This window comes from Cohnella candidum (genome assembly GCF_003713065.1).
GTDB classification, from domain to species: domain Bacteria; phylum Bacillota; class Bacilli; order Paenibacillales; family Paenibacillaceae; genus Cohnella; species Cohnella candidum.
Genome location: NZ_CP033433.1, coordinates 152,909 through 175,459, shown reverse-complemented (window position 1 = coordinate 175,459; position 22,551 = coordinate 152,909). Strand labels below are relative to the sequence as shown.

The following is a 22,551-nucleotide window of genomic DNA, read 5'->3' as shown; positions in this document are numbered from 1 at the left end:
TTACGCTTCCTCCTTCAATTGCCGCACGCCGTCGCCGATGTCGCAGACGTAGAAATCAGGATGCAGGCCGGTGGCGGATTCGTATTTCTTCCCTACCTCTTCGATAAACCGGTCCACGGAATCGCCATGGACCAAGGAAATCGTGCAGCCGCCGAAGCCGGCGCCCGTCATGCGCGAACCGAGCACGCCGGGCACTTCGCGGGCCGCGGACACCATGGCGTCGAGCTCGTCGCCGGTTACTTCGTACAAGTCCCGCAGCGAGTCGTGCGAAGCGTTCATGAGCTGTCCGAACGCGGCCAAGTCCCCTTGCTTCAGCACTTCCATCGAACGGGAAACCCGGTCGATCTCCTCGACGACGTGCCGCGCGCGCCGGCGTACCGTCTCGTCCTGGATGAGCCCTTCGTTCTCGCGGTACTGGGGCAGCGTGAGCTGCCCGAGCAGTTGAAGCTCCGGGAACGCCTGGCGCAGGTCGCGGACGGCCTGCTCGCATTGGGAGCGGCGCTCGTTGTATTTGGAATCGACCAGGCCGCGGCGTTTGTTCGTGTTGCCGATGACCAGCTTGTTATCCCCCGTGCGGAACGGAACGAGCTCGTAACGAAGCGTGTCGCAATCCAGCAGGATCGCATGGTCCTTCTTGCCGTTGGCGACCGCGAATTGGTCCATGATGCCGCATTTCACGCCGACGAATTCGTTTTCGGCATGCTGCGACCATAAGGAAATTTCGACGGTATCCGTCTCTCTTCCTTCCAAAGTCAGCAGCGCGAAGGCGGTGACGACCTCGATCGAAGCGGAAGACGACAAGCCGGCTCCGTTCGGGATCTCGCCATGGTAGAGGAAATTGTAGCCCCTCGACAGCGGGATGCCGCGCTGCGCCAGTTCCCACACGATTCCTTTGGGGTAATTCGTCCAGTCGTCCGCCTCGTCGAACGCGAGCGAGCCGGTCGCAATTTCCCGGGTAATAGGGAAATTCGTCGAAGCGAACAGAAGCTTGCCGTCCTCGCGCGGGGAAACCAGGAGAGTCGTGCCGAACGTCAAAGCCGCCGGGAACACGGAGCCGCCGTTATAGTCGGTGTGCTCGCCGATCAGATTGACCCTTCCGGGCGCCTGAAAGAAGGAAATATCGGATTCCTTGCCGCCGAACTGCTCCAAGAACAATGATTTCAATTGTGCGAGTTTCGCCATCGGTAGGCCACCTTCGTTTCTCGAATAGTTACGATTCTATCTATGAGTATATAAGAAAGCCTCTGATGCCCAAAATGGCGTGAAGTGTCGTTCGCATGGAGAAATGTGACTTCATGGCGGGCGGATTCGCAGTAGAAATGTTACAATGGGAGTCATGAAGCGGAGGGAACGCCATGCCGAAAACGCCCACGTACCGAGTCGTTTCCAACCCCGTCAGCGTGGAGCCGGGGGAGCTGACGGTGTTGTTTGCCGGAGAGAGCCAGACGAAGCCGGGACATCGCGTCGGCCCGAAAGTCGTCGATTATTATTTGCTGCACCATGTGACTTCCGGCAAAGGACGATTCCGGCTGGAGGATTTCGAAGCCGAATTGGGGGCGGGAGATACGTTCCTGATCCCTCCCAATCAATTGGCCAGCTACGCTTCGGACGAAGAAGAGCCCTGGCGCTACCGGTGGGTGGCATTCGCCGGCACGCACGCGTCTGCTTTGGTGCAAACGACCGGCCTGGCCGCCGGGAACCCCGTGGCAAGGACCGGGGCGAGCCGGGTGCCGGGGGAACGCTGCCGAAGCATCTACGACGCCTTCCTGGCGAGAAGCCGAGCGGCGTCTCTGGAAGCGGCAGGCCATCTGCTGCTGCTCCTGTCCGCGCTGCAGGAACGGGCGGACGAATCCGTCCCCGCCCCGCTTCGCCCCTCTTCCCACAGCGAGGAATTGGTCGGGCAGATCATCGGGTATTTGACCGCGCAATACGCCGAGCCCGTGACGATCGAAGGCATGGCCGAAACGCTCGGCTACAACCGGGCGTACTTGTCCCGGTTGTTTAAAGCAAAGACGGGCCTGTCGCCCGCCACGTTCCTGACCCGGCACCGGATCGACCAAGGGAGAAGGCTGCTGCGCGAAAGGCCCGAATTGACGATCGAGCAGGTCGCCTCCTCCGCCGGATTCCCGGATCCCTTGTATTTCTCTAAGCAGTTCAAACGCCGGTATGGGCAGTCCCCTACCGAATACCGAGCAGCCGTGAACCGGTTCGAACCGTCTTCCCCCTCGGCATCCGCCGATTAGACGAGCGGTTTCCAGGTCCCGGCGATCGCGCCGGCATCGTTCATGAGTGCCGCGGGAAATCTCGACGTCAGGGCGGACATCGTCGCCTCTTCAACGCCTCCGTAGCGCTCCAGCAAGCTCATGACGATATAGGGCCAAGCCGCTTCGGTCCCGTCCGAAACGTGGATCGCGATTCCGAGCCTTTCGCGCCGCAGGCCGATGGCGAACAGCCCTTGCGCGCCGCTTTTGGCGACGACGTTCGGATCCCGGAGCAGCAGGCTGGCCAGCCGTCCCGGTCCTTCGACCAAGTCCGGATAACGGTTCATCGCGGCCGCCACCCTCGAAGCCGCTTGCGCCGCGTCCGGATCGGGCGCCGCGTCCGGGCAGGCCAGCCGCGCGTAGCCCAGCGCGATTCGGCTCATCGGAATGGCCGCTACCGGCAAACCGCAGCCGTCACGGCCGATCGCGCTGTCCGATTCGTCCGTTCCCGTCCAAGCCAGCACGCGGCGCGTAATTTCCTGCTGGGAAGGGTGGTCCGGCTCCGTGTAGCCGGCAAGCGGCCAACCGTTCAAACGGCACCACGCCAGCATGCCCAGATGCTTGCCCGCGCACGTATGATACAGCTTTCTCGGCTTGCCGCCTTCTTTCGCCCATTCATCGCGCGGCCCGGAAGCCGTCGGCTTGTAAGGATGGAATGCCAGCGCCTCTTCCGGCACGCCGGAGGACGACAGCATTTCCCCCAGCGCTTCCATTTGCTCCGGATAGCCCCGCTGCGATGCCGCCATCATCGCGAGATGGCGATCCTCCCAACCGCATGCCCGGTCCACGCCGCCCAGCAGCGATGCGATCGCTTGCAAGGGCTTCGCGGTCGACCGGACGTACGTCTTGGCCTCTACGTCGCCGTGCGCCTCGATCACCTTGCCGCCGTCGGCGGAAACGACGCAAATTCTTCCCCGGTGTACGTTCTCCACCAGCCCCGCCCTCGTAACGCCGACTAACGGGACATCCCCGATTTTCCCTATCATTTGATCCATTTGAACCGTCTCCGCATCTGCTGAAATATCGTGCTCTCCTGAATATGCACCAAATCGGCGGCTTCCGCAATTCCGGCGGCTTGGACGCCAAACGAAAAGCTGCCCCCTCGCCTGCGCAGCCGGGGACGGCCTTCGATTAACGGCGAACGATCGCCGGTTCTGCTTGTCTGCTTTCTTGTGCGGCGCCTTCGAAGTTGACGGCCTCCGACACGACATAAAGCGGCCTTCCTTTGGATTCTTCATAAATCCGGCCGATGTATTCGCCCATCACGCCGAGCAGCGACAGCGTGATGCCGTGGAAGAAGAGGCTGATGACGATTAGCGAACTCCACCCCGGCTGGGTTGAATGCGTGAACAGCCGTTGATACAGCACGACGAGCAAGTACACGAAGCCGGCAGCCGACAGCAGGAAGCCGAGAACGCCGGCCAGTTTGAGCGGCTTCGTCGAGAAGGAAGTGATGGCGTCGGCCGACAGGCGGAGCATTTTCCTCAGCGGGTATTTCGTTTCGCCGGCGAACCGTTCTTCCCTCACGTAATCGACGGAGGTTTGGCGGAAGCCCGCCCAGCTCACCATTCCGCGGATATAACGGCTTCGCTCGCGCATCGAGGACAGCGTATCGCTGACCTTGCGGTCCATCAGCCGGAAATCGCCCGTGTCGACGGGGATGCTGACCGAAGTCATCGAACGGAGCAGCCGGTAAAACATCGTCGCCGTCAGCTTTTTGAACCAAGTTTCTCCGCGCCTCGCGATGCGTCTCCCATAGACGACGTCGTACCCTTCGCGCCAGCGGTTCACCATTTCCGGGATGATTTCCGGCGGGTCCTGCAAGTCGGCGTCGATCAGCACGACCGTGCGTCCCGACGCGTAATCCATGCCGGCGGTTACCGCGATCTGGTGCCCGAAGTTGCGCGAGAAATCGACCATTTTTACATGCGGGTCGACTTCGCATATTCCCCTCATGATTTCCGCGGTCCGGTCCCGGCTGCCGTCGTTGACGAATACGAGCTCGTAGGTCTCTCCTATCGTTCCCAAGACCGAGGTCAACCGACGGTACGTCGTTTCGATGACCTCTTCTTCGTTATACATTGGTATGACTACGGACAGGAAGCATGCTCCACCCATGTCCGTCACCCCTTTCATGCCCGAATCCGAATTCTTCATGTCTCTAAGATGCCGTTAAAATCCCCAGCTGGGCAGCCAACGGATGAACAGGTTCATCCATTCCCGGCTGATCATCACGCCGGCCAGCACCGGATAAAACCAAACGAACAGTCCTGCGGCCGCGACGACCGCGGCAGTCGTCAGCCTGCGGCCGTCCCGATAGCGCTCTTCCCACCAACGCATCATCCATACGAGGGACAGGATGAGCAGCGGCACCATCGGGAAGTAGTGATACAGAAACGTGATGCTCCGAGGCGCCACCATCCAGGGGACGTAGAAGGACAGATACATGACCGCGATCGTCAGCACGATTCGATCCCGCCTCCGCCATCCGATCCACCACGAAGCCAGCATCGCCAGCAAACCGCCCCACCAAATGAGCGGATTCCCGATCGCCGCGATGCTTTGCGCCTCTCCCGGCGCCAGGTCCTGGCCGCCGTAATACCAGACGGGCCGCAGCATCAAAGGCCACGTATACCACTTGGACGCATAGGGGTGCGCTTCCTTGACGCCTTTGTGATAGTTGTACATGTTCTTCTGGTACTGCCAAAGGTCCTTTATACCGTCATTCGCTTGCGTAGCACGCTCGTAAGGGATGTAGGAGGCCACGTAAATGGAAGCCGGAACGGCAACGAAGAAGACGGCGGCCGCGAGCAGCGTAAGCAGTGTCCGCCGGACGACGCGCCGCTGTCCTTCCGACCTGGACTGGCGGATTTTCCGGAATAAGGCCAGGAAGAACAGGATCGCCAGTCCCGCGCCTCCGTACATATAATTCCACTTTACCGACGATGCGCATCCGAAGAAAACGCCGCTGAGCGCGAGCCAACCGAGCCCGCGTTTGAAGCCGTCCCGCCAGACGGTTTCCCCGTACCGGTGCATCGCGTAGTACATGACGACCGTAAAGGTGACGCCGAAAATGTCGACGTTGGTGATGCGGGAGTGCACGAAATGGAAACCCTCGAGGACGAGCAGCAGCGCGGCCAGGAACGCGTATCTCGTGCGGCCGAACATCCCTTTGGCAGCCGCGTACATCACCGGTACCATCAAGGTTCCCCCCACGGCAACCATAAACCGCCAACCGTAGGGCGTCATGCCGAACAAACGGATCCCCAGCTCCAGAATGACCTTGCCGAGCGGAGGATGGGTGTTCTCGTACGGCTCCATTTTCTCGATGAATTCATAAGCCGTCCTGCCGTGGTAAATCTCGTCGAAATACATGCTGTTGCGGTAATCGGGGCGATACGGCGCGTATTCCTGCTCGTCGAAGACGTTCAGGCCGCTTCCGACCGTGGCGGAACCCGCTTTGCCGTTGTCCGTCACTTGCGCGATCGGAATGGCCACCGTCGTGACCGTTTTGGTGAAAAACGCCGCCTCGTACAGCGTATAACCGGTGCTGACGGCGGTGAAGCGCATGTAGCGCGCCGTAATGGATTTATTTTCCGACTTCCAGGTGAACACGCGATTGTGCTTGTGTTCGATTTCCGCGTAGAGCTCCCAATTCTGCCCGTCGGCGGACCATTCGATTTTCGTTCTGCCGTGAGCCCCGGGCCCTTCGTACAAGTTCAGCCTGTCCACCGCCCGCTCCTTGCCGAAGTCGACGGTGAAGCCTTCCCCGCTGACGCTGGGCTTCCAATAGGTCTGGGCGCCCGTTCGGTTGCCAAGATCCCAGAGGGACATGACGGCCGAAACCAACATCAACAACAAGACCAAAACCAAATCCAGCCTTGTCCATTTCCGGCTCTCCCTGCCGGACCCCGATCCCCCGCCGAAAGACACCGGCGAAGATCTCAAGCTGTTCGACAAATCCATTTCCGTCCGTCTCCCTCTCCTGCCGGAAGGCCGATCGCAAGACGCGGGGCGTCCCTTGGCCGGCCTTCCGGGCATAGCGGGCGCAGCCCGCATTTTATCTTTTCCTATTGTAGACGAAAGCGCTCCCTCGGGAAAGGGCGGGTTTCATTTCATGAGGGACGGGTAAAGGAAAGTACGTACCTCACTGCAGTCTTCGCTTACTTGAAAACCATGAAGGAGGAATTCCCATGAATGAAAACGCCGGAAGCAAAGGCGGTCTGACGAAAGGCGTCCTGATCGGAGGTCTCATCGGAGCGGCAGCCGGGCTGCTGTTCGCACCCAAGCCGGGACGCGAGCTTCGTTCCGACCTGAAAAACCGCTATATGGACGTACAGGACAAAACGAAACAAGTGGCTGCCAGCGCCGCGGGGAAAGCCCAGAGCATGGCCAAACAGGTAGGCCAGCAAGCGACGGACCTGATGGACAAAACCAAAACCGCCGTCGGCGCCGCCAAAGAAGAAGTGCAAACCTGGAAAAGCCAAAACGCCGACCAGCAGAAAAACGTGAACTGACCGTTCGCCGTAATCTCTCACAGATGGGCCACCCCGACCTGCAAAGGCCGGCGGCTGGCCCCTCTTGCTGGAAACGAAGAAGGGAGAATGACAGATGCAAATGATGCCGAATACGAACCTGACCTTGAGCGCCCCCGCCGCCGCCTTCAAGGAGGCCCTGTCCCAAGCGGGATTCGTGCGGGATTCCGCGGTGCATTACTCCACGTACCGCACCGAGCTGGAATTCGGCGGCGGAACGACGTACGTTTTCCAGGTTCCTTTCGAGGAACAGGACGGCACCTTGCGGCTGGACGGCGAAACTTCCTTCTTCGACGGAGTATCGGACTCGGAAGTTCCCGAACACGTCCGCGAATCCGCGAAGCGGCGGCTGATCGCCCTCCGGTCGCGAATCGAAGCGATCCACGCCCGTTCCTACTCTCCGGACCGAGACTCCGACCGCAAACCGATTCCCCAGACGACGCGTTCGGTCGCAAGTGCCGCTAACGGCTCCATGGTGCAGGATTTCGAGGACGCGAAACGGCTCGGCCAAGACATGCAGCGCGTGAAAACCGGACAAGAGCTCCGGCAGGAAGGCCTCGTCTCGGACCCGATCCAGCACTGAAAGCGGCACGCGCGTTGACAAACGAAACCTCCGATCCGAGGATCGGAGGTTTTTTGTAGGGTTTAATTTCGTTTTTTTAACCATGCGCGCCGAACAGCAGCTCGTCTTGTTCCAGGTACGTCTTGATCTCATCTTGCGACAGCTTGAGGCCGAGCAGCTTCGGCACGGGGATCGGATTTTTCCCTTCCTTGCGGAGATCCGAGTTTTGCAAATGATAGCCGTACTCTTTGGAAAGCGCATACAGCTTGCAAAAGTGCTCGGCCGCGTCCACGGCTTGTCCGAGAGATTCGAATTCGGCAAGCTTGTTTCCGAAGCTGAGCGGATTCACCCGGGCGCCGATGGTGAGGTGAAACCCGCTTTCCTTCTCGAGGACAAAAATATCGCTCTCTGCGCAACGGATTCGATATTTCACCGTCATCGTGTCCAACTCCTTTGGCTAGGGTGTATTGCCGTACAGACTATTACACCTTGGAGCGGACGATGAAACGAAAGCGGGATCCGGCGCGGATGAGAGTTTCCTTAATCTCGCCGGAAAATTCAGAAAAAACCTCCGCGCGAAAGCGGAGGTTACGGATGATGGCAGGTTATAAGGCGTCGTATTCCCCGTCTTTCTCGGTGAGCAGCTGTTTCAGCTTGTCGATCGCCCGTTTCTGGATCCGGGAGACGCTCATCTGGGAAACGCCGAGCCGTTCGGCGATCGTTCGCTGCGACAATCCGCCTTCGAAGACGAGCAGAAGCACTTCCCTCTCTTCCGCTTTCAGCTCCGACATGGCTTCCTGCAGGTCCAGCTTCCTTTCGAGCGCTGCGTAATCGTCCGTAGGGGAGCCGATCAGCTCGCCGAGCACCGCCGTGTTCTCCTCGTCCGAGATCGGAGTATCAAGGGAGACGTAATGGTACAAGTCGCGCCCGGCCAGAATTTCGAGGGTTTCCTCCAGCTCCAGCCCCAGGTGCGCGGCGATTTCTTCCACGTTCGGGGATCGTTCGAGGGAAACGGTCAATTCGTCGATCGCTTGTTGTACGACCAAGCCTTTTTCCTTGATTCTGCGGGGCACCTGCACGTACCAGGACTTGTCCCGCAAGTAGTTCTTCATGTGTCCGATGATGCTTTTCATCGCATAAGGTTCGAACGGCATTCCCATTTCGGGATCGAACTGCTTCAGCAGACGGAACAACGACATTTGGCCTACTTGATAAAGATCGTCGAACAGATCGGGCCGGTTGCGCGACATCTTGTTCGCGGCCATCCGGACCATCGGTTCATAGTGCCTGATCAGCTCTTCCGCCAATTCGTTGGACATCGTCCTTTGATATTCGATCAGCATGGAAATCGCGTCGTCGGGCAAACGCGCGGGTGGTAAGGACATCGTCACGCCGTCTCTTCCGAGCGCGCGCGTTTCTTGACCAGAGTCACCGATGTCCCGCCGACTTGCTTCACTTCGACGTGGTCCATCAATGCTTGCATTAAATACAGTCCCAATCCGCCCGACTGGATTTCGTCAATCGACTTGCCATGAAGGGACGCCGATTCTTGGTTATCCGCGGGAGTGAAGCTCACACCGTGGTCTCGCACGTTGATCGCCAGCTCCTCCTAGGTGACGGCAAAGGTCACGTCGATGACCCCGTCTTCTCCGCCGTAGGCATGCAAAACGGCGTTGTTGACGGCCTCGGACACGGCGACCTTCATATCTTCAATCTCTTCGAAAGAGAATTTCATTTTGCTTGCGATTCCGTACAGCGTCAAACGGATCAAATCGACGAATTCCGCTTGGGCGGGAACCGACAACGTCACTTGTCTGTCTTTGGCCATGTGGGGTTCCTCACATTCCTTTCCGATTTTGGTTTATTCGGCGGCAGCCAGGAACGGAGTGATCCCGGTCATATCGAACAGCTTGCGGATATGTCCTGGAACATGCTCCACGTCAAACGGCGCGTTACGGGAATGCCGGGCCTTCAGGACGGAAATCAAAATCCCGATGCCGGTGCTGTCAATATATTTGAGGTCGCGCAAATTCAAGGTGAGCCGGCGGTCGGAAAGCTCCATCAGAGGTTCCATCGCCGCCCTCATTTGGGAGGCTACCTCAAGATCGAGTTCACCCCCGACATAAACGATCGTGCGTCCTTCCCGATTTTCGGTCCGGAGCGTAAATTTGTTCGGCAGCATCTCAAAGCTCCTTTCGGGTCGTCAAAACGGTATTGGAGAAATAAAGGCTCTAATGAAGTTATAACCCGAAACTTCCGGGAACGAAACAGGCTTCCCGGGTTTATTTTCTCCGGCGTTTCATGCAATCGGCCGTTCGGGTAAAACGTGGTAAGTAGGCACTAGGCACCGCGCCTTGGCCGACATCCTTGAAGGGAGGCTTTCCCATGAGCTACCGTGACGTGGACCATGACGTCGATATCGAAGAACGCCGCGTGGAGGAAAAATCGGATTCCAGCCTCGTATTGTCGACTTTCATCAAATACGCGGCCTACCTCGTGATCTTCTTCGGTATCCTGTATTTCATCGTAAGATACGTATTCCCTTGGTTCAAATGATTCGCCGTAATCGGAACGAACCGTGTCGTTAAAACGGATAGAGGCTTCGGCAACCAGCCCGAGCCTCTATCCGTTTTTGTTTTCGCGCTTGTCACGCGGCGGCCAAAACTGCAATTGTGCAGGTATTTAGCCACTCTTCTCGCCCATAAACGGAAAAGCCTGCAATCGTGCAGGCATTTAAATCCAATCTAACCTGATATCGATATCCGTTGTTAAAAACATGTACTTTTGCATCTTTGATCCCCGACGGACGACGCCCGAATGAAAAACCTGCATGATCGCAGGAATTTTACAGCAGCCGCATTATGGTTCGTTGAAGTTCATAACGCACGATATGTTTCCCTTCCGCGCCGGTAACGGGAGCAAACCAGCCTTTGGAGCAAAGCGATTGCAGCGTTCGAACGGCGGTACGATGGTTGACTTTAAGATGGTTCTCAATGTCGATGGGACGCAAAGGTCGAGCGAGTGTGTACGCCAAACGAATGCTTTCTCTCTCGGACAAGGTCTGCAGAGTGACCGGGGAGGATTCCGTATGATAACGGCTGATTATCATACGCAGCAAGGCGATGCACAGCTCCGGTCGATGAGCGACGTCGTCATACGCAAACGAAATCACCTGATAACCCATGGCGGCTAAAAAGGTTTCCCGATTCAGTTCGTTGCAATACTTCTGCCTGTCCATGTCCCTTACGTGCGGACCGAAACCTTTGATTTCGATGATCAACTTTACCCACTCCGTCAGCCAAGCGAAATCGCAGAAATAGGACATCCCCCGCCAGTCGAGCACTTCAAATTCCCTATGCAGGTTGTCAAAATTCCCTCGAAGAGACCACCAAACGTTACCGCAAAACAACTTCTCCGCCTCTCGATGCCCCCGTTCTAAACGGCCCCTGCGCTCCCCGGTCCTTCTCTGCAGATGATGCGTGATAAAAGCTTCATGCGCCTGCTCGAAATTCATTCCCGCCATCCCTCCCGAAAAAATAAAAGAACGTCCTGGCTCCTATCCCGAAGGGAAAGAACCGGACGTTCTTCGTCTTTTCCATTTTATTGAAATTTGAACTCCGTTGCAAACTACTCGTCAATGCAGCACGTCGGAAGCGCCTGCGTGACGGAGAATCGTCGGCGCGTTCGTGTCCTCTTCGGTGTCGGCCAGCACCAAGTAGCGGCCTGCACCGACTTCGTCTTCGCAGCGTTCCGCCGCGTGATCCGGCACGCCTACGTCGCGCAGCACTCTCTCCCTGTCGCCGTTGTCCTCATTCCAATCGAAAGCCCCGATGACGAAGCCCCCCGGATACCCGGCAAACGGCGCGCCGGATCCCAGGTTGCCGGCGGTGACTCCGACCACTCCGATGGGCAGCCCGTCCGTCACTCCGGTATCCCGGTCGCGCGCGTCTTCAATGTCCGTCAGATCCTCTACCGCGATGTCGGTACTGGATGCGATCAGCGGCGCGTTTTCCGCGTTTTTGACGATGACCCGAATGCCGTCATGGTCGACGCCTGCTTCGCGAAGCATGCGGATCGCTTCCACCACTTCTTCTTCCTTGTTGAAAATCCCGATATGGACGCTCATCTCGCTCACTCCTTTTATCACAGCTATACCCGGCGGGAGCGGCTTTGAACCCTGTTCTCCATGAGCGTTTCTCCGAAAAAGGACTTCAGGCCGGACAGGGACACGGGGCCTTCGACGATTTCGCATCCGGGCATCGGTTCGGGCAAAGGACCGGAGACGCCGGACGCGCGGATACACAGCGTCCGGACGCCTTCCTCCCCCCAATGGCGGATGATCTCGCGTTCGTCGTCGGCGTATTCGTCCACGATCGCGAGCAACGCTTTATTGCGGCTCGGCCACGACAAAGCAGCCGCCGGGCACGTCGCGCCAAGCGGAGCCAAGCCCAGCTTCCGCGAGAGCGCGGAAAGCAGCCTTCTGCGGAACGCGTCGCGCGCGACGATCAAAACGGGTTGACTGCGAAGCGCCCCGGCGGCGGCCGACAAGCGGGGAAACTCGGCCGGCCACTCGAACGGCGCGACGTTGATCCGGCAGACGAACCGGTTGCCCGAGCGGTCCCGCGAGGCGAGGCGCACGCCCCCGCCCATCGCCTTGGCCAGCGTCTGGCAGACGGCGAGCCCCAGCCCCGTTCCGCCGTGCTTGCGCGTCATGGAAGAATCCATCTGCGAGAAGGGCATGAACAGCCGGTGTCTCTTTTCCTCCGGAATGGCCTCTCCCGTATCCTGCACGGTCGTCTCCAGGCGGATTTTCGGCGGATCCCCGGGTGCCGACGGCGCCTCTTCCCTCGTTCTCACCAGCACGTACACCCCGCCGGACCCGGTGAATTTCACGGCGTTGTTGATCAAATGGTGCAAAATCTGCCGGTATCGGTGCGGATCCCCCACCACGTATTCCGGCACGTCTTCCTCAAGCTCCCACACCAGCTCCAAATCTTTGCGTTCCGCTTCCTCGCGGAATTTTCCGATGACGTCGGCCAAGCACTCCCGCAGCGAAAACGGCTGCTCGTCGAGCTCGATTTTGCCGGATTCCATGCTGGTGAAATCGAGGATATCGTTCATGATCGAGAGCAAACGGTTCGCATTATCACGAATCGCGTGGGCGTAGGCTTCCTGCTCCCTCGACATGGCCGTCTCGTACATCAGGTCGCTCATCCCGATCAGCCCGTTCATCGGGGTCCGGATCTCGTGGCTCATGACCGCCAAAAATTCGCTTTTCGCCCGCGAAGCGATTTCGGCCGCGTTTTTGGCTTCCGTCAGCAGCCGCATCGTCCCTTTGCGGTCCGTGATGTCCCGCACCGTGCAGGCGTATAACCGCTGTTCGTCGATGACCGACTCCCCCAGCTGAATTTCGGCCTCGAACAAGGCGTTGCCTTTCTTGCAAGCGGTCATTTCGCACACCACGCCGGTCACGAAGGGCGGGACTTCGAAAGCTTCTCCGCGCCCCTCGAAGCGTCGGCCCCGCATTTCCTCGATCGCGGGGAGGATTTTCTCGGCCGGGTAACCGACCAGCTCGCCCGCTTTGTAGCCGAACAGCCGCTCCATCGCCGGATTCACGGACAAAATGTTCCCCGTCGCGTCGAAAATGAACATGCCGTCAATGGACGTATCGAAAATCATCCGGGACTTCGCTTCCGCGGTCGTCAGGCCATAGGTCACCCGGAGAAGCTCGCGGTTGACGGACTCCAGCTCCGCCTTCTGCTGTTCGAGCTGCTTCTGCCTTTCCTCCAGCTCCCGGTTATTCAGGTACATCCGCACGAACGCGGCGATTTTGGCTTTGAAAATCGGGGGAACGATCGGTTTGACCAGGTAATCCACAGCCCCGGCCGAATAACCCTGGAATTGGTCCACGGCTTCCCGGTTGGTCGCGGAAATGAACAGAATGGGCACGTCCTTCGTTTTCTCCCTGGACTTGAGCAGCCTCGCCGTTTCGAAGCCGTCCATCCCCGGCATCTGCACGTCCATCACGATAACGGCGAATTCTTCGCGCAACACGTGGCGCAAGGCCTCCTCGCCGGATTCAGCGCGGACGAGCCGATAATTTTCCGCGGACAATACGGCTTCCAGCGCCAACAGATTCTCGACGTGGTCGTCGACCAAAAGCAGCGGCACCGGTTGAACGTCGGACAACTAGGCTCCTCCTCTCCTCACATGTCACACGACTTTGCGATAAATCCTGTTTGCGTCGTCAAACACTTCGTAGCGTTCGGCCATCGGCGTGAACGAAATGGATTCTTTGTTGCCCAGCACGAGAAATCCGCCGACGGCCAGACTCTCATAGAACAGTCGATGCACGTGCTCGCGCAGGACCGTATCGAAGTAGATCATGACGTTCCGGCAGAAGATGACTTGGAATTCGTTAAACGAACGGTCGGTCACCAGATTATGCCGGGCGAACACGATATTTTTGCGCAGAAAAGGCTTCATCAGGACCAAGCCGTGGTCCGAAACGTAATATTCGGAGAACGCCCGCTTGCCGCCCGAAGCTTGGTAATTCTGCGTATACAGCTGCATTCTCTCGAGGGGCATGACACCGTCCTTGGCCTGCTCCAGCGCGCCCTCGCTGATATCCGTTCCGTAAATCCGGGTTTTGTCGAGCAAGCCCTCTTCTTCGAGCAGGATCGCCATCGAATAGGGCTCCTCCCCGGTCGAGCAGCCGGCATGCCAAATCCTCGCATACGGCAGCTTGCGAAGCTCCGGCACGATGCCGTCTCGGAACGCTTGGAACGTTTCGGGATCGCGGAACATTTCCGTCACGGGGATGACCAGATCGCCGAGCAGGCGGTGGAACATCTCCGGATCGTGAAGGACGCCGTCCAGCAGCCTCGTCGCCGTGTCGAAGCCTTCCAGCTGCAACCGGTGCGTGACCCTCCGTTTCACGGAGGTATAGGCGTAATTTCGGAAATCATATCCATATTGGCGGAAGATACCTTCCAGGAGCAGGCTGATTTCCAGCTTTTCGAGCTCCGGGTCAACGGGGTTATGAAGATTCATCGATAAAGCCACACTCGCATCAGAGAAAGCAGCTGCTCGGTATGAACCGGCTTCGTGATGTAATCCGAAGCTCCGGCTTCAATGCACTTGCTTCTGTCGTCCCTCATGGCTTTCGCCGTAAGGGCGATAATGGGGATGGATTTCCAGGCGGCGTTTTCCCGAATCCGGGTCATGGCCTCGTAACCGTCCATTTCCGGCATCATGATATCCATCAGGATGATGTCGACGTCCGGATGTTCCTCCAATTTCTCCAGCGCGTCCTTGCCGTTCTCGGCATACACGACTTCCATCTTGCGGTGCTCCAGCACGCTGGAGAGCGCGAATACGTTGCGAACGTCGTCATCGACGAGCAGCACCTTTTTGTTCTCGAAAGGCGCTTCCCGGCGGTGAAGCTTGCGGAGCATTCTGCGCTTCTCCTCCGGCAGCTCCGCTTCCACCCGGTGCAGGAACAACGCCGTCTCTTCCAGCAGGCGCTCGGGAGATTTGACGTCTTTCATGACGATCTTGTCCGCGAACTTCCGGAATTCCCAAAGCGCCTCTTCTTGGCTTTCTTCTCCGCCGTGAAGGATGACCGGCATGCGATGTAGGTTCGGCGACCGCTGGATTTTTTCCATCAATGCGATACCGCTGCCGTCATCCAGGCCGGAGCTTAGCACGAGACAGTCATAAGCGTGGTTCTGCAGCTGTTCCCAGGCGCCTTCCGCGGAAGAGACCGCCTCGACCAGCACGTCGTCGTGTCCGATCAGCTCGGTCAGGTTCTGTACGTCTTCCTGATTCGGTTCGACGAGCAGGAGACGTTTCGGCTTCCGGTCGAGCACCGTCGAAATGTTGGTGAACACTTCCTCCAGCTGCTGCGCGGTCGCCGGCTTCTTCAAATGGTCCAGAGCGCCCATGCGAAGGCCGTGGGAGCTCTGCTCCGTGACGGAAATGACCTGTACCGGGATATGCCGCGTCTCCTTGTCCAATTTCAATTGATGCAGAATCGACCATCCGTCCGTTACCGGAAGCTGGATGTCGAGCAGGATGGCGTCGGGCTTCAGCGTACGCGCTCTTTCCAGTCCCTCGTCGCCGCGCAGGGCGATAACGCCCTTGAAGCCCCGCGTTCTCGCCATTTCGAGCAGCACTTTGGCGAAATGGATGTCATCTTCCACGATAAGAAGGACGCGGTCGCCCTCGGCCAGCGAATCGCGGTCGTCATCCGGAACGGGCTCATTCCCGTGCTCGGCAACGGGCGACAGGGATGCGTCCGATTCTCCGGGCAGGACGCCGGCCGCCGCGACTTCCGGATAGACGTCGGTATGCGGCGCTTCGGCATTCGCCGCCTCGGACGCCGGCGCGCGTTCCGGCAAAATCAACGTGAACGTGCTGCCCCGTCCCGCTTCCGTCTCCAAGCGGATCCAGCCGCCCAGCAGCTTCGCCAGTTCGCGGCTGATCGTGAGCCCCAGGCCGGTTCCCCCGTACTTGCGGCTCGTCGTTCCGTCCGCTTGGCGGAATGCTTCGAAAATCACTTCGCTCTTTTCCGGGGAGATGCCGATGCCCGTGTCGGAGATCCGGAAGGCGACGTAATCGCCGTCCGTCCGCTTGGGAAGGGAAGCCAGATCCTCTTCCGTCGGCTTCACGATCGCCAGGCTGACCGATCCGGCATGCGTGAATTTGATCGCGTTGGAGAACAGGTTTCGGAGAATCTGTTTGAGCCGATGGCCGTCCGTCCAAATCGCCTGCGGGATTCCCTCTTCCGAGTCGACCGAAAGGGTCAGCCCTTTTTGCAGGGCCATGGGGGTATATTGGTGTTCGAAATAGGTCGCGATGTCGCCGATCACGGTCCATTCGGGGTGAATCTCCATTTTGCCGGCGTCCACCTTGGACAGATCCAGAATTTCGTCGATCATCTTGAGCAGATCCGTGCCGGACAAATGGATCGTCTTCATGTACTCCTTCTGTTTCTCGTTCAGGTTGCCTTCCTTGTTTTCCGCCAAAAATTCGGAGAGGATAAGCAGGCTGTTCAGCGGAGTCCGCAGCTCATGCGACATGTTGGCGAGGAATTCGGAACGGTACTTGCCGGTCATGGCGAGCTGCAGCGCCTGACGCTCCAGGTCCGCGTTCGCTTTCGCGATTTGGCGGTTCTGCGTTTCCGTGCGATCGATATGCTCCTCCAGCGCCTGCGTCTTGACGGTCAGCTCCTGGTTCGCGTGCTCGAGCTCTTCCTGCTGCTGCTGGAGGCGGGCTTCCGAACGCTTGAGCTCGTTGCGCTGCGCCTCCAGCTCGTCGTTCGTTTGGCGCAGCGTCTCCGACTGGGAAATGAGCTCTTCGGATTGCGCCTGCAGCTCTTCGGATTGCGCTTGAGATTCCCTCAGCAGCTCTTCGACCCGCTGGCGGGACCGGATATTCTGGACGAGCGTGCCGAACTGGACGGCCAAATCCGCCAGCAGTTCCAAATCGTCTTGCCGGAATGCCTCCGTGCCCGCCAATTCGATAACCCCGATGATCTCCTCGTCGAACTTAACGGGCTGAAGCGCCAGCTGCCGCGGTTCCGACGAACCGAGTCCGGAGGAGATGCGGACGTATCCCTGAGGCACCTCGTCCAGCACGATGGCGTTGCCCGTTGCCGCGCATTGCCCGACCAAGCCTTCGCCGCGTCGAACGGTCGCCGTCGTTCCGACGGCGTCGCCGGATCCGGCGTAGGATCCCGCCAGTTGCAGCATTTTGCCCCTGGAAGCCGGGTCGACCAGATAGACGGCGCCGTAAGCCGCCCCGACGACCGGAGCGAATTCGTCGATGAACGATTGGGCCACCGCATCCGTGTCGGAGGTTTGGCGCAAGAGCTCGGTCACGCGCGCCATCTGCGCATCCTTGCGCGCCTGCCGCTGCAGGATCGCGTTATATTCGTTCTCCTTCTCGTTTTTGGCCAGCAAATCCATGGCGATATGGCGGAAAACGCGGGCCAGGTCGCCTAGCTCGTCCTTCGCGCGGATATTCATGCGGGCGAAGCCTTTCAGCCTGCCTTTCGAGAACCGGTCGGCCATCCGCCCCAGTTGATTAAGGCCTTTCGTGATTTGGGGCAGCACCCACAGCAGGACGGCGAGTCCAAGCAGGATGCCGAGCACGGTCAGCGCGGCCACCATGCGCACCGTGTCCTTGTACATCGCTTTCGTGTTCGCCATCTCTTCCTCGAGCGTCTGCTGTTCGTAGACAATCAATCCGTTTAAAGAATTAATGACTAGCACGGTCGAGGGGATTCCTTTGGACACATAGAGCTGCTTGCCCTCTTCGACTTTGCCTTCCTGCGCAAGCCGCATGAAGGAATTTAGAAATTCGCCGTAGCCTTTGGCGTTGTTCTTGATTTGCTCGATGATTTGCTTTTCGACCGCCGTCGCATGCGAATCGCTCAGCAGCGCAAATTGCTTGGCCGCGGCGGTGAGCCGGTTGGTGATCTCGCTCACGCCGCTCTTCGGTTCCGTGGTCCCCATGATAATGCCCGTAATGACGGCATTGGCCGCGTTCACTTCCCCGCGCGCGTTCACGACGATTTGGACTTTCTGGAACCGGTTATCGTAAAACGAGCTCATGCTGTCGTCCATTCGGGTCAACCGGACATAACCGAAAGCCGTGACGCTGGCCAAAATCAACAGAATCACGGCGAACCCGACAATCAGCTTCGTCTTGATTTTCATTCCCCGATCTCTCCCGTTCCGATATCGACCCTGACCAGGCAGCGGTCATCCGACCGTCCGTCCAGCGGGGTGCTCTCGATCATGGCCTCCAGCTTGGCCGCGTCGCTCCCTTGCTCATGCAAGAAACCCGTAAACCGCTCGAGTTGGTCCTCTCCTTCTCCTTCGAAAGGGCCTAAAATTCCGTCGGTATACAGGAAAAGCCGATCTCCCGGCGATATCGTCAAACTCCGGGAAACGACTTCCAGCGTTTCGAACATCCCGAGAGGAGCGGAGGTGGAATTCAAGCGTTCCGGGACGGACTGGCCGTCTGCGTAGAGAAAACCCGGAGGATGGCCCGCGTTCGCGTATTCGAGTTTGCCGTTCTCCAAATCCAACGTGACGTAAATGCCGGTGCAATAATATTGGACCAGCTCGTTTTCGGGACGAAGGCCCATCAGGCGGCGGTTCACCTCCCGGAAAACCCGTTCGGGAGTCCAGAGGCTTTGCATGGCTTCCTTCAAGACGGATGCCACGAACATGCTGACCAGCGAAGAAGAGATGCCATGGCCCATCGCGTCGATGACCGCGAGCGCCCAGCGGTGTTCCCCTCTGCGATGCCAAGCATACAAGTCTCCCGCCAATTCTTCTGACGCGCGGAAATAAGCTTGGACGCGAACGCCGTTCTCCGACGTCGCCACCGGCAAGACGGCTTCCTGAACCTGGCGGGCCAAATTGAGCTCCTCGCGCAGGCGGCGGTCCCGCTCTTTGTGCCAGTCCAATTCGCTCTTGAGCCGAAGCGCGGAGCGGATGCGGGCGAGCAGCTCGGTTTTGTTGATCGGCTTCGTCACGAAATCGATGGCGCCGGCGTCCAGCGCCTCTGCCAGCTTGCGGGAGTCGCCGATGGCCGTCACCATGATGACCGGAATGTCGCGGAATCGGCTGTCCGCCTGCAGCAGCCGGCAGGCTTCGATCCCATCCATCGCGGGCATCATCATGTCCAGAAGGATCAAATCGATTTTCGTGCCGAGCAAGGAATCCGAACCGCCCGACGCCCGAAGCGTCTCGAACATTTCCTCCGCCGAATAGGCGGCGCTGATTTGGGCGTACCCCGCCCGTTTGAGCATTTCCTGTATCACCATGACGTTCATGGCATTGTCATCCACGATTAGAACGCGCATAAGGTTTCGATCGTCTCCTTGGAATGTGCCGTAGGTAACCTGATGTTGGTGTTCACGCTGCGTTGCCCGGCAGTCGTTCATGGGGCAGCAACAAACGCGAATAAGGAATGAGCGGCAGCGAAGCTGCCCTCATTCCTTATTCCCGATTGTTCCGGCGCCTCAGTGTCGGGCCATGACAAGCACTTTGCCCCGGTCGAGCTCCGCTTCGTACATGCCCGCTTCGTTCGAGTCGAACCCCATCGATTCGATCTTGTGGCGAAGTTCGTCGCCGCGGTCACGGAACAGGTTCGCCATCGCATCGAACATTCCTTCTTCGGATATGCCGACGGTGTTCGCGTTCGTGGCGTCCGCGAGCCTGTCCGTTCTATCTTTACTGTGCGCCAGCACGTAAATCTCCTTGTCGGAGTACCCTTGCCGGTGCAGATCTTTCACGACGTCGACGGCTTCCAGGCCATTGTTCACCAGTTTCGCATAGGCTTTCATGGTCTCTCTCCTCCTTCGGCGGTCTCTAACTGCTCTATACCCTTACCCATTCTCCCTCGACTTGAAACAAGCCTTCCGAATAGAAAACAAAAATTTAAGAAGAATAGTATGCCGTCTGCTGGCCGATATGAGATTCGTTTCTTTCTCCGCGCCAGGTATCGCCGGCCGAGGAAGGACTCGCGTCCTCTCGGAAGGCGGCGTTTCGCCCGGATTCGCGGCTTCTTAGGCCGCCTTCGAAACGAAACGCCGTCCTCCGGGAGGAAAAGGCCGAATCTTTCGGCATGTTTCCTTCTTCCTCGCGCACCGGCGCCTGCCGGGCCGGCCATGCAGCCGTTTCGCCTGACCATGCCGCCTCTTGGGCGGGGCAGCCGGAATCGGGCGCTCCGCCTCGGTGTCCTGACGCAAGCAATAATAACCATGATTTGAGCATATCCGTTGGCCTCCTCTTAGCGGAGAGGAATTAAAGGTTCATAGGGTCGTAGGATTCCCGATCGGTCTGTTGACGGACGTTCAGGAGCGGTTGCACGGAATCGTCGGATTCCATATAAACCTGGCCATTATCCGCTTGATCGACGCCTTGCGTTTGCGGTTTGCGGGACGCCTGCTGCCAGCCGTTCTTCAAGCCGGACACGACGCGCATTCCCAGCGCGGCGTACCGCAGCCAGCTCAGCTTGGCCGCTCCCGAATCGATTTCGGAAGCTTTGCGCCGCATGGCCCTCGAGAAACTGTGCGCGGTCTCGCGGGCGGTGCCCGTCACGTCGCGGAGCATGACGCCCACGTCGCGAACGGCGTCGAACAGAGGATCCGTCGCCTGCAGCTTTCCTTGTACGTCCGAAGTAATTCCATTGACCGTATGGGTCAGGCGCTGGATTTCTCCTTGAAGGCTTCCGATCGTTTGGTTGACTTCATCTACCGTCGATTTGGCGGAGACGAGCGATCGCCGGACATCCTTCAAAACGGTGACCAGATAGACGCACAAGGCGGCAAATGCGACGGCTGCGACGGCTACGCTCCATGCGATGATTGCGTTGGTGTTCAATTGCATCCCTCCATGTTGATCCGATCACCTGCATTCAGACTTCGAAGACTTGTCGAATGCCGGTGCCGAAATTCGTCTGTTTCCTAGGAGTTACCCGGTCTTGCCGAGCTCCGAAACAGCCGAAAGCAAAAGGATTTCCGCCGTTTCAAGGTCCCGGTGCGCCGGGTAAGCAACGACTAGCAACGGACCGGCCCTCCCCGAATCCCGGAAGCCGATCCGACGCGACACCTACAAATTTGGAGGAGGAGTTCACGATGCTGTACTGGGCAATGGTATTTCTCGTCGTGGCCATCGTCGCCGCGATTTTCGGATTCGGCGGAATCGTCAGCGCCGCTGCCGGAATCGCCAAAATCCTGTTCTTCATTTTCTTGATCCTGTTCATCGTCTCGCTGTTCACCGGCCGCCGCAGCAGAAACCTATAACGAAGCGGTCGGAGAGCGGACCGGCTATCTGGATAATCCTTGCAATCCCTTCCTCTTTCCGGTAAAGTAAGCCTTAGCCTAACAGGCGGCCGACGCGCTCTTACCGGTCATGCCAGGGGAGAGAGACGCAAGGATTCCACTCCGGAATGAAGCTTGAACGAACTATCGAAGACACCATTAAAAACGACATTTCCCACGCGAGCAGCGGCACGGGAAATGTCGTTTTTTTTCTCTCAATCTGATTCGGCACGGCGGAAACTGCGTTAATAGAAGGACAGTCGACCCCTCGGGGCTGAGAATTTGAAAACGGAGGCTGATCCATACATGAAAGCACTCTTCCTCGCCGGAGGACTGGGAACGAGACTGCGTCCGCTGACGGAGAATCTTCCGAAGCCGATGGCATTGGTAGGAAACAGACCTTGGCTGGAGCATTTGCTCCTGCATTATAAAGAGCAAGGCGTAAGCGAGTTCGTCATTGCCGTGAAGTATTACCGCGAAATGATCGAAAGCCATCTCGGCGACGGTTCCAAATACGGAGTCCGGATCGATTACGCGGTCGAGAAAGAGCTGCTCGGCACGGCAGGCGCGATCAAAAACGCCGAGCCGCTGCTCAGCGACAGGTTCATCGTGGTGAACGCGGACATCATCCACCAGGTGGACTTGGCGTCCGCGCTTAAATTTCATGAGAACCACGGCGGTGCCGTGACGATCTGCTTAACCGAAGTGGAAGACCCTTCCCATTACGGGGTCGTAGAGCAAGATGGAGACGGCCGGATCTTCCGCTTCGTCGAAAAACCGAAAAAAGAAGAGGCGCCGTCAAATCGGATCAACGCCGGCATATACATTATGGAACGCCGGGCGCTGGATCACGTACCGGCCGGGCAGCCCGTTTCCATCGAGAAGGAAACGTTCCCGCTTCTGATCGAGAACGGCAGCGGCGTATACGGCCATCCCATCGGAGGCTATTGGATGGATATGGGCACGAAAGCCCGGTACCGCCAGCTCCATTGGGACTTGCTCGACCGCAGGTTTCCGCTTCCGATCGACGGCCAGGACGGCGAAGAGAAAGGCATTTGGCTCGGCGAGAATGTCCGCGTCGGCCAAGGCGTCCTCTTCGTTCCCCCGGTCATGATCGGCAACGACGTGACGATCGGAGACCGGTCGGTCATCGGGCCGTACTCGGTGATCGGTAACGGAAGCCGCATCGGCAGCGGGGTCCGGATGACCCAGTCGATCCTGTGGGATCGTTGCAAAATCCGCAGCGGCGCCCAGCTGAACGAATGCATTTTCGGTTCGGGCATGCAGGTCGGACCCCACATTCTTCACGAAGCGGTATGCAATCGAATTCTGGAGGTGCAGCGCCAGTGA

The 22,551-nt window shown here is 58.5% G+C and carries 22 protein-coding genes and 1 pseudogene; 6 read left to right on the top strand and 17 right to left on the bottom strand.

Annotated elements, in window-relative coordinates:
* A complete protein-coding gene (locus EAV92_RS00715; RefSeq protein WP_123039319.1) occupies positions 1-1,182 on the bottom strand; it encodes a galactokinase in 1,182 nt (393 codons plus the stop codon).
* Between the two features lie 173 nt (positions 1,183-1,355).
* Between EAV92_RS00715 and EAV92_RS00710 the strand changes: the two genes are divergently transcribed.
* On the top strand, positions 1,356-2,243 hold the full coding sequence (locus EAV92_RS00710) for an AraC family transcriptional regulator (RefSeq protein ID WP_123039318.1): 888 nt from the start codon (positions 1,356-1,358) through the stop codon (positions 2,241-2,243).
* Here EAV92_RS00710 and EAV92_RS00705 read toward each other — a convergent pair.
* From EAV92_RS00705 to EAV92_RS00695, 3 genes are all read right to left on the bottom strand, one after another.
* On the bottom strand, positions 2,240-3,256 hold the full coding sequence (locus EAV92_RS00705) for an asparaginase (protein ID WP_164472582.1): 1,017 nt from the start codon (positions 3,254-3,256) through the stop codon (positions 2,240-2,242). The two genes, EAV92_RS00710 and EAV92_RS00705, sit on opposite strands and share 4 nt — an antisense overlap.
* A 136-nt stretch (positions 3,257-3,392) precedes the next feature.
* The gene (locus EAV92_RS00700) at positions 3,393-4,379 is read right to left on the bottom strand and encodes a glycosyltransferase family 2 protein (RefSeq protein WP_123043489.1); all 987 of its coding nucleotides are present in this window, start codon (positions 4,377-4,379) and stop codon (positions 3,393-3,395) included.
* A 54-nt stretch (positions 4,380-4,433) separates the two neighbouring features.
* On the bottom strand, positions 4,434-6,227 hold the full coding sequence (locus EAV92_RS00695; protein WP_164472581.1) for a phospholipid carrier-dependent glycosyltransferase: 1,794 nt from the start codon (positions 6,225-6,227) through the stop codon (positions 4,434-4,436).
* A 227-nt stretch (positions 6,228-6,454) separates the two neighbouring features.
* On the opposite strand from EAV92_RS00695, the gene EAV92_RS00690 reads away from it, so the two are divergent.
* The gene (locus tag EAV92_RS00690) at positions 6,455-6,778 is read left to right on the top strand and encodes a YtxH domain-containing protein (protein ID WP_123039315.1); all 324 of its coding nucleotides are present in this window, start codon (positions 6,455-6,457) and stop codon (positions 6,776-6,778) included.
* 94 nt (positions 6,779-6,872) lie between these two features.
* On the top strand, positions 6,873-7,379 hold the full coding sequence (locus EAV92_RS00685; RefSeq protein WP_123039314.1) for a hypothetical protein: 507 nt from the start codon (positions 6,873-6,875) through the stop codon (positions 7,377-7,379).
* A gap of 76 nt (positions 7,380-7,455) precedes the next feature.
* Here the strand turns inward: EAV92_RS00685 and EAV92_RS00680 are convergent, their stop codons facing one another.
* The 4 genes and pseudogenes from EAV92_RS00680 to EAV92_RS00665 all read right to left on the bottom strand — a co-directional run bounded on the left by EAV92_RS00680 (position 7,456) and on the right by EAV92_RS00665 (position 9,540).
* Positions 7,456-7,797, bottom strand: a complete 342-nt coding sequence (locus tag EAV92_RS00680; RefSeq protein ID WP_123039313.1) for a hypothetical protein — start codon at positions 7,795-7,797, stop codon at positions 7,456-7,458.
* Between the two features lie 166 nt (positions 7,798-7,963).
* Positions 7,964-8,749, bottom strand: coding sequence for a sigma-70 family RNA polymerase sigma factor (locus EAV92_RS00675; protein ID WP_420888795.1), 786 nt, complete (start codon positions 8,747-8,749; stop codon positions 7,964-7,966).
* A pseudogene (gene rsbW / locus EAV92_RS00670) lies at positions 8,746-9,186 on the bottom strand (anti-sigma B factor RsbW). The gene EAV92_RS00675 and the pseudogene rsbW overlap by 4 nt, the downstream one beginning before the upstream one ends.
* A 33-nt stretch (positions 9,187-9,219) precedes the next feature.
* On the bottom strand, positions 9,220-9,540 hold the full coding sequence (locus EAV92_RS00665; RefSeq protein ID WP_123039311.1) for an STAS domain-containing protein: 321 nt from the start codon (positions 9,538-9,540) through the stop codon (positions 9,220-9,222).
* 203 nt (positions 9,541-9,743) lie between these two features.
* Here EAV92_RS00665 and EAV92_RS24335 point away from each other — a divergent pair, with 203 nt between their 5' ends.
* Positions 9,744-9,914, top strand: a complete 171-nt coding sequence (locus EAV92_RS24335; protein ID WP_164472580.1) for a hypothetical protein — start codon at positions 9,744-9,746, stop codon at positions 9,912-9,914.
* A gap of 289 nt (positions 9,915-10,203) precedes the next feature.
* Here EAV92_RS24335 and EAV92_RS00660 read toward each other — a convergent pair whose 3' ends face one another.
* The 9 genes from EAV92_RS00660 to EAV92_RS00620 form a co-directional block, all read right to left on the bottom strand.
* Positions 10,204-10,872: a DUF559 domain-containing protein gene (locus EAV92_RS00660; RefSeq protein ID WP_123039310.1), complete on the bottom strand. Its 669-nt coding sequence runs from the start codon at positions 10,870-10,872 to the stop codon at positions 10,204-10,206.
* A 120-nt stretch (positions 10,873-10,992) separates the two neighbouring features.
* The gene (locus tag EAV92_RS00655) at positions 10,993-11,484 is read right to left on the bottom strand and encodes a general stress protein (protein WP_164472579.1); all 492 of its coding nucleotides are present in this window, start codon (positions 11,482-11,484) and stop codon (positions 10,993-10,995) included.
* 23 nt (positions 11,485-11,507) lie between these two features.
* Positions 11,508-13,547 carry a response regulator gene (locus EAV92_RS00650; RefSeq protein ID WP_123039309.1) on the bottom strand — a complete coding sequence of 680 codons (2,040 nt, stop codon included), beginning with the start codon at positions 13,545-13,547 and terminating at the stop codon, positions 11,508-11,510.
* A 24-nt stretch (positions 13,548-13,571) separates the two neighbouring features.
* Complete coding sequence (locus tag EAV92_RS00645) at positions 13,572-14,411, bottom strand: CheR family methyltransferase (RefSeq protein ID WP_123039308.1); 840 nt, start codon at positions 14,409-14,411, stop codon at positions 13,572-13,574.
* A complete protein-coding gene (locus tag EAV92_RS00640) occupies positions 14,408-18,082 on the bottom strand; it encodes a response regulator (protein ID WP_123039307.1) in 3,675 nt (1,224 codons plus the stop codon). Before EAV92_RS00640 ends, EAV92_RS00645 begins: the two co-directional genes overlap by 4 nt.
* A complete protein-coding gene (locus EAV92_RS00635; protein WP_123039306.1) occupies positions 18,079-19,239 on the bottom strand; it encodes a PP2C family protein-serine/threonine phosphatase in 1,161 nt (386 codons plus the stop codon). Before EAV92_RS00635 ends, EAV92_RS00640 begins: the two co-directional genes overlap by 4 nt.
* A gap of 159 nt (positions 19,240-19,398) precedes the next feature.
* Complete coding sequence (locus EAV92_RS00630) at positions 19,399-19,722, bottom strand: YflT domain-containing protein (RefSeq protein ID WP_123039305.1); 324 nt, start codon at positions 19,720-19,722, stop codon at positions 19,399-19,401.
* A 94-nt stretch (positions 19,723-19,816) separates the two neighbouring features.
* Positions 19,817-20,152, bottom strand: a complete 336-nt coding sequence (locus EAV92_RS00625) for a hypothetical protein (RefSeq protein WP_123039304.1) — start codon at positions 20,150-20,152, stop codon at positions 19,817-19,819.
* A gap of 30 nt (positions 20,153-20,182) precedes the next feature.
* Positions 20,183-20,761: a DUF948 domain-containing protein gene (locus tag EAV92_RS00620; protein WP_164472578.1), complete on the bottom strand. Its 579-nt coding sequence runs from the start codon at positions 20,759-20,761 to the stop codon at positions 20,183-20,185.
* A 254-nt stretch (positions 20,762-21,015) separates the two neighbouring features.
* Here EAV92_RS00620 and EAV92_RS00615 point away from each other — a divergent pair, with 254 nt between their 5' ends.
* Together EAV92_RS00615 and EAV92_RS00610 are read left to right on the top strand one after the other, a co-directional pair.
* Positions 21,016-21,183 carry a DUF1328 domain-containing protein gene (locus EAV92_RS00615; protein ID WP_123039302.1) on the top strand — a complete coding sequence of 56 codons (168 nt, stop codon included), beginning with the start codon at positions 21,016-21,018 and terminating at the stop codon, positions 21,181-21,183.
* 324 nt (positions 21,184-21,507) lie between these two features.
* Positions 21,508-22,551, top strand: a complete 1,044-nt coding sequence (locus EAV92_RS00610; protein ID WP_123039301.1) for a nucleotidyltransferase family protein — start codon at positions 21,508-21,510, stop codon at positions 22,549-22,551.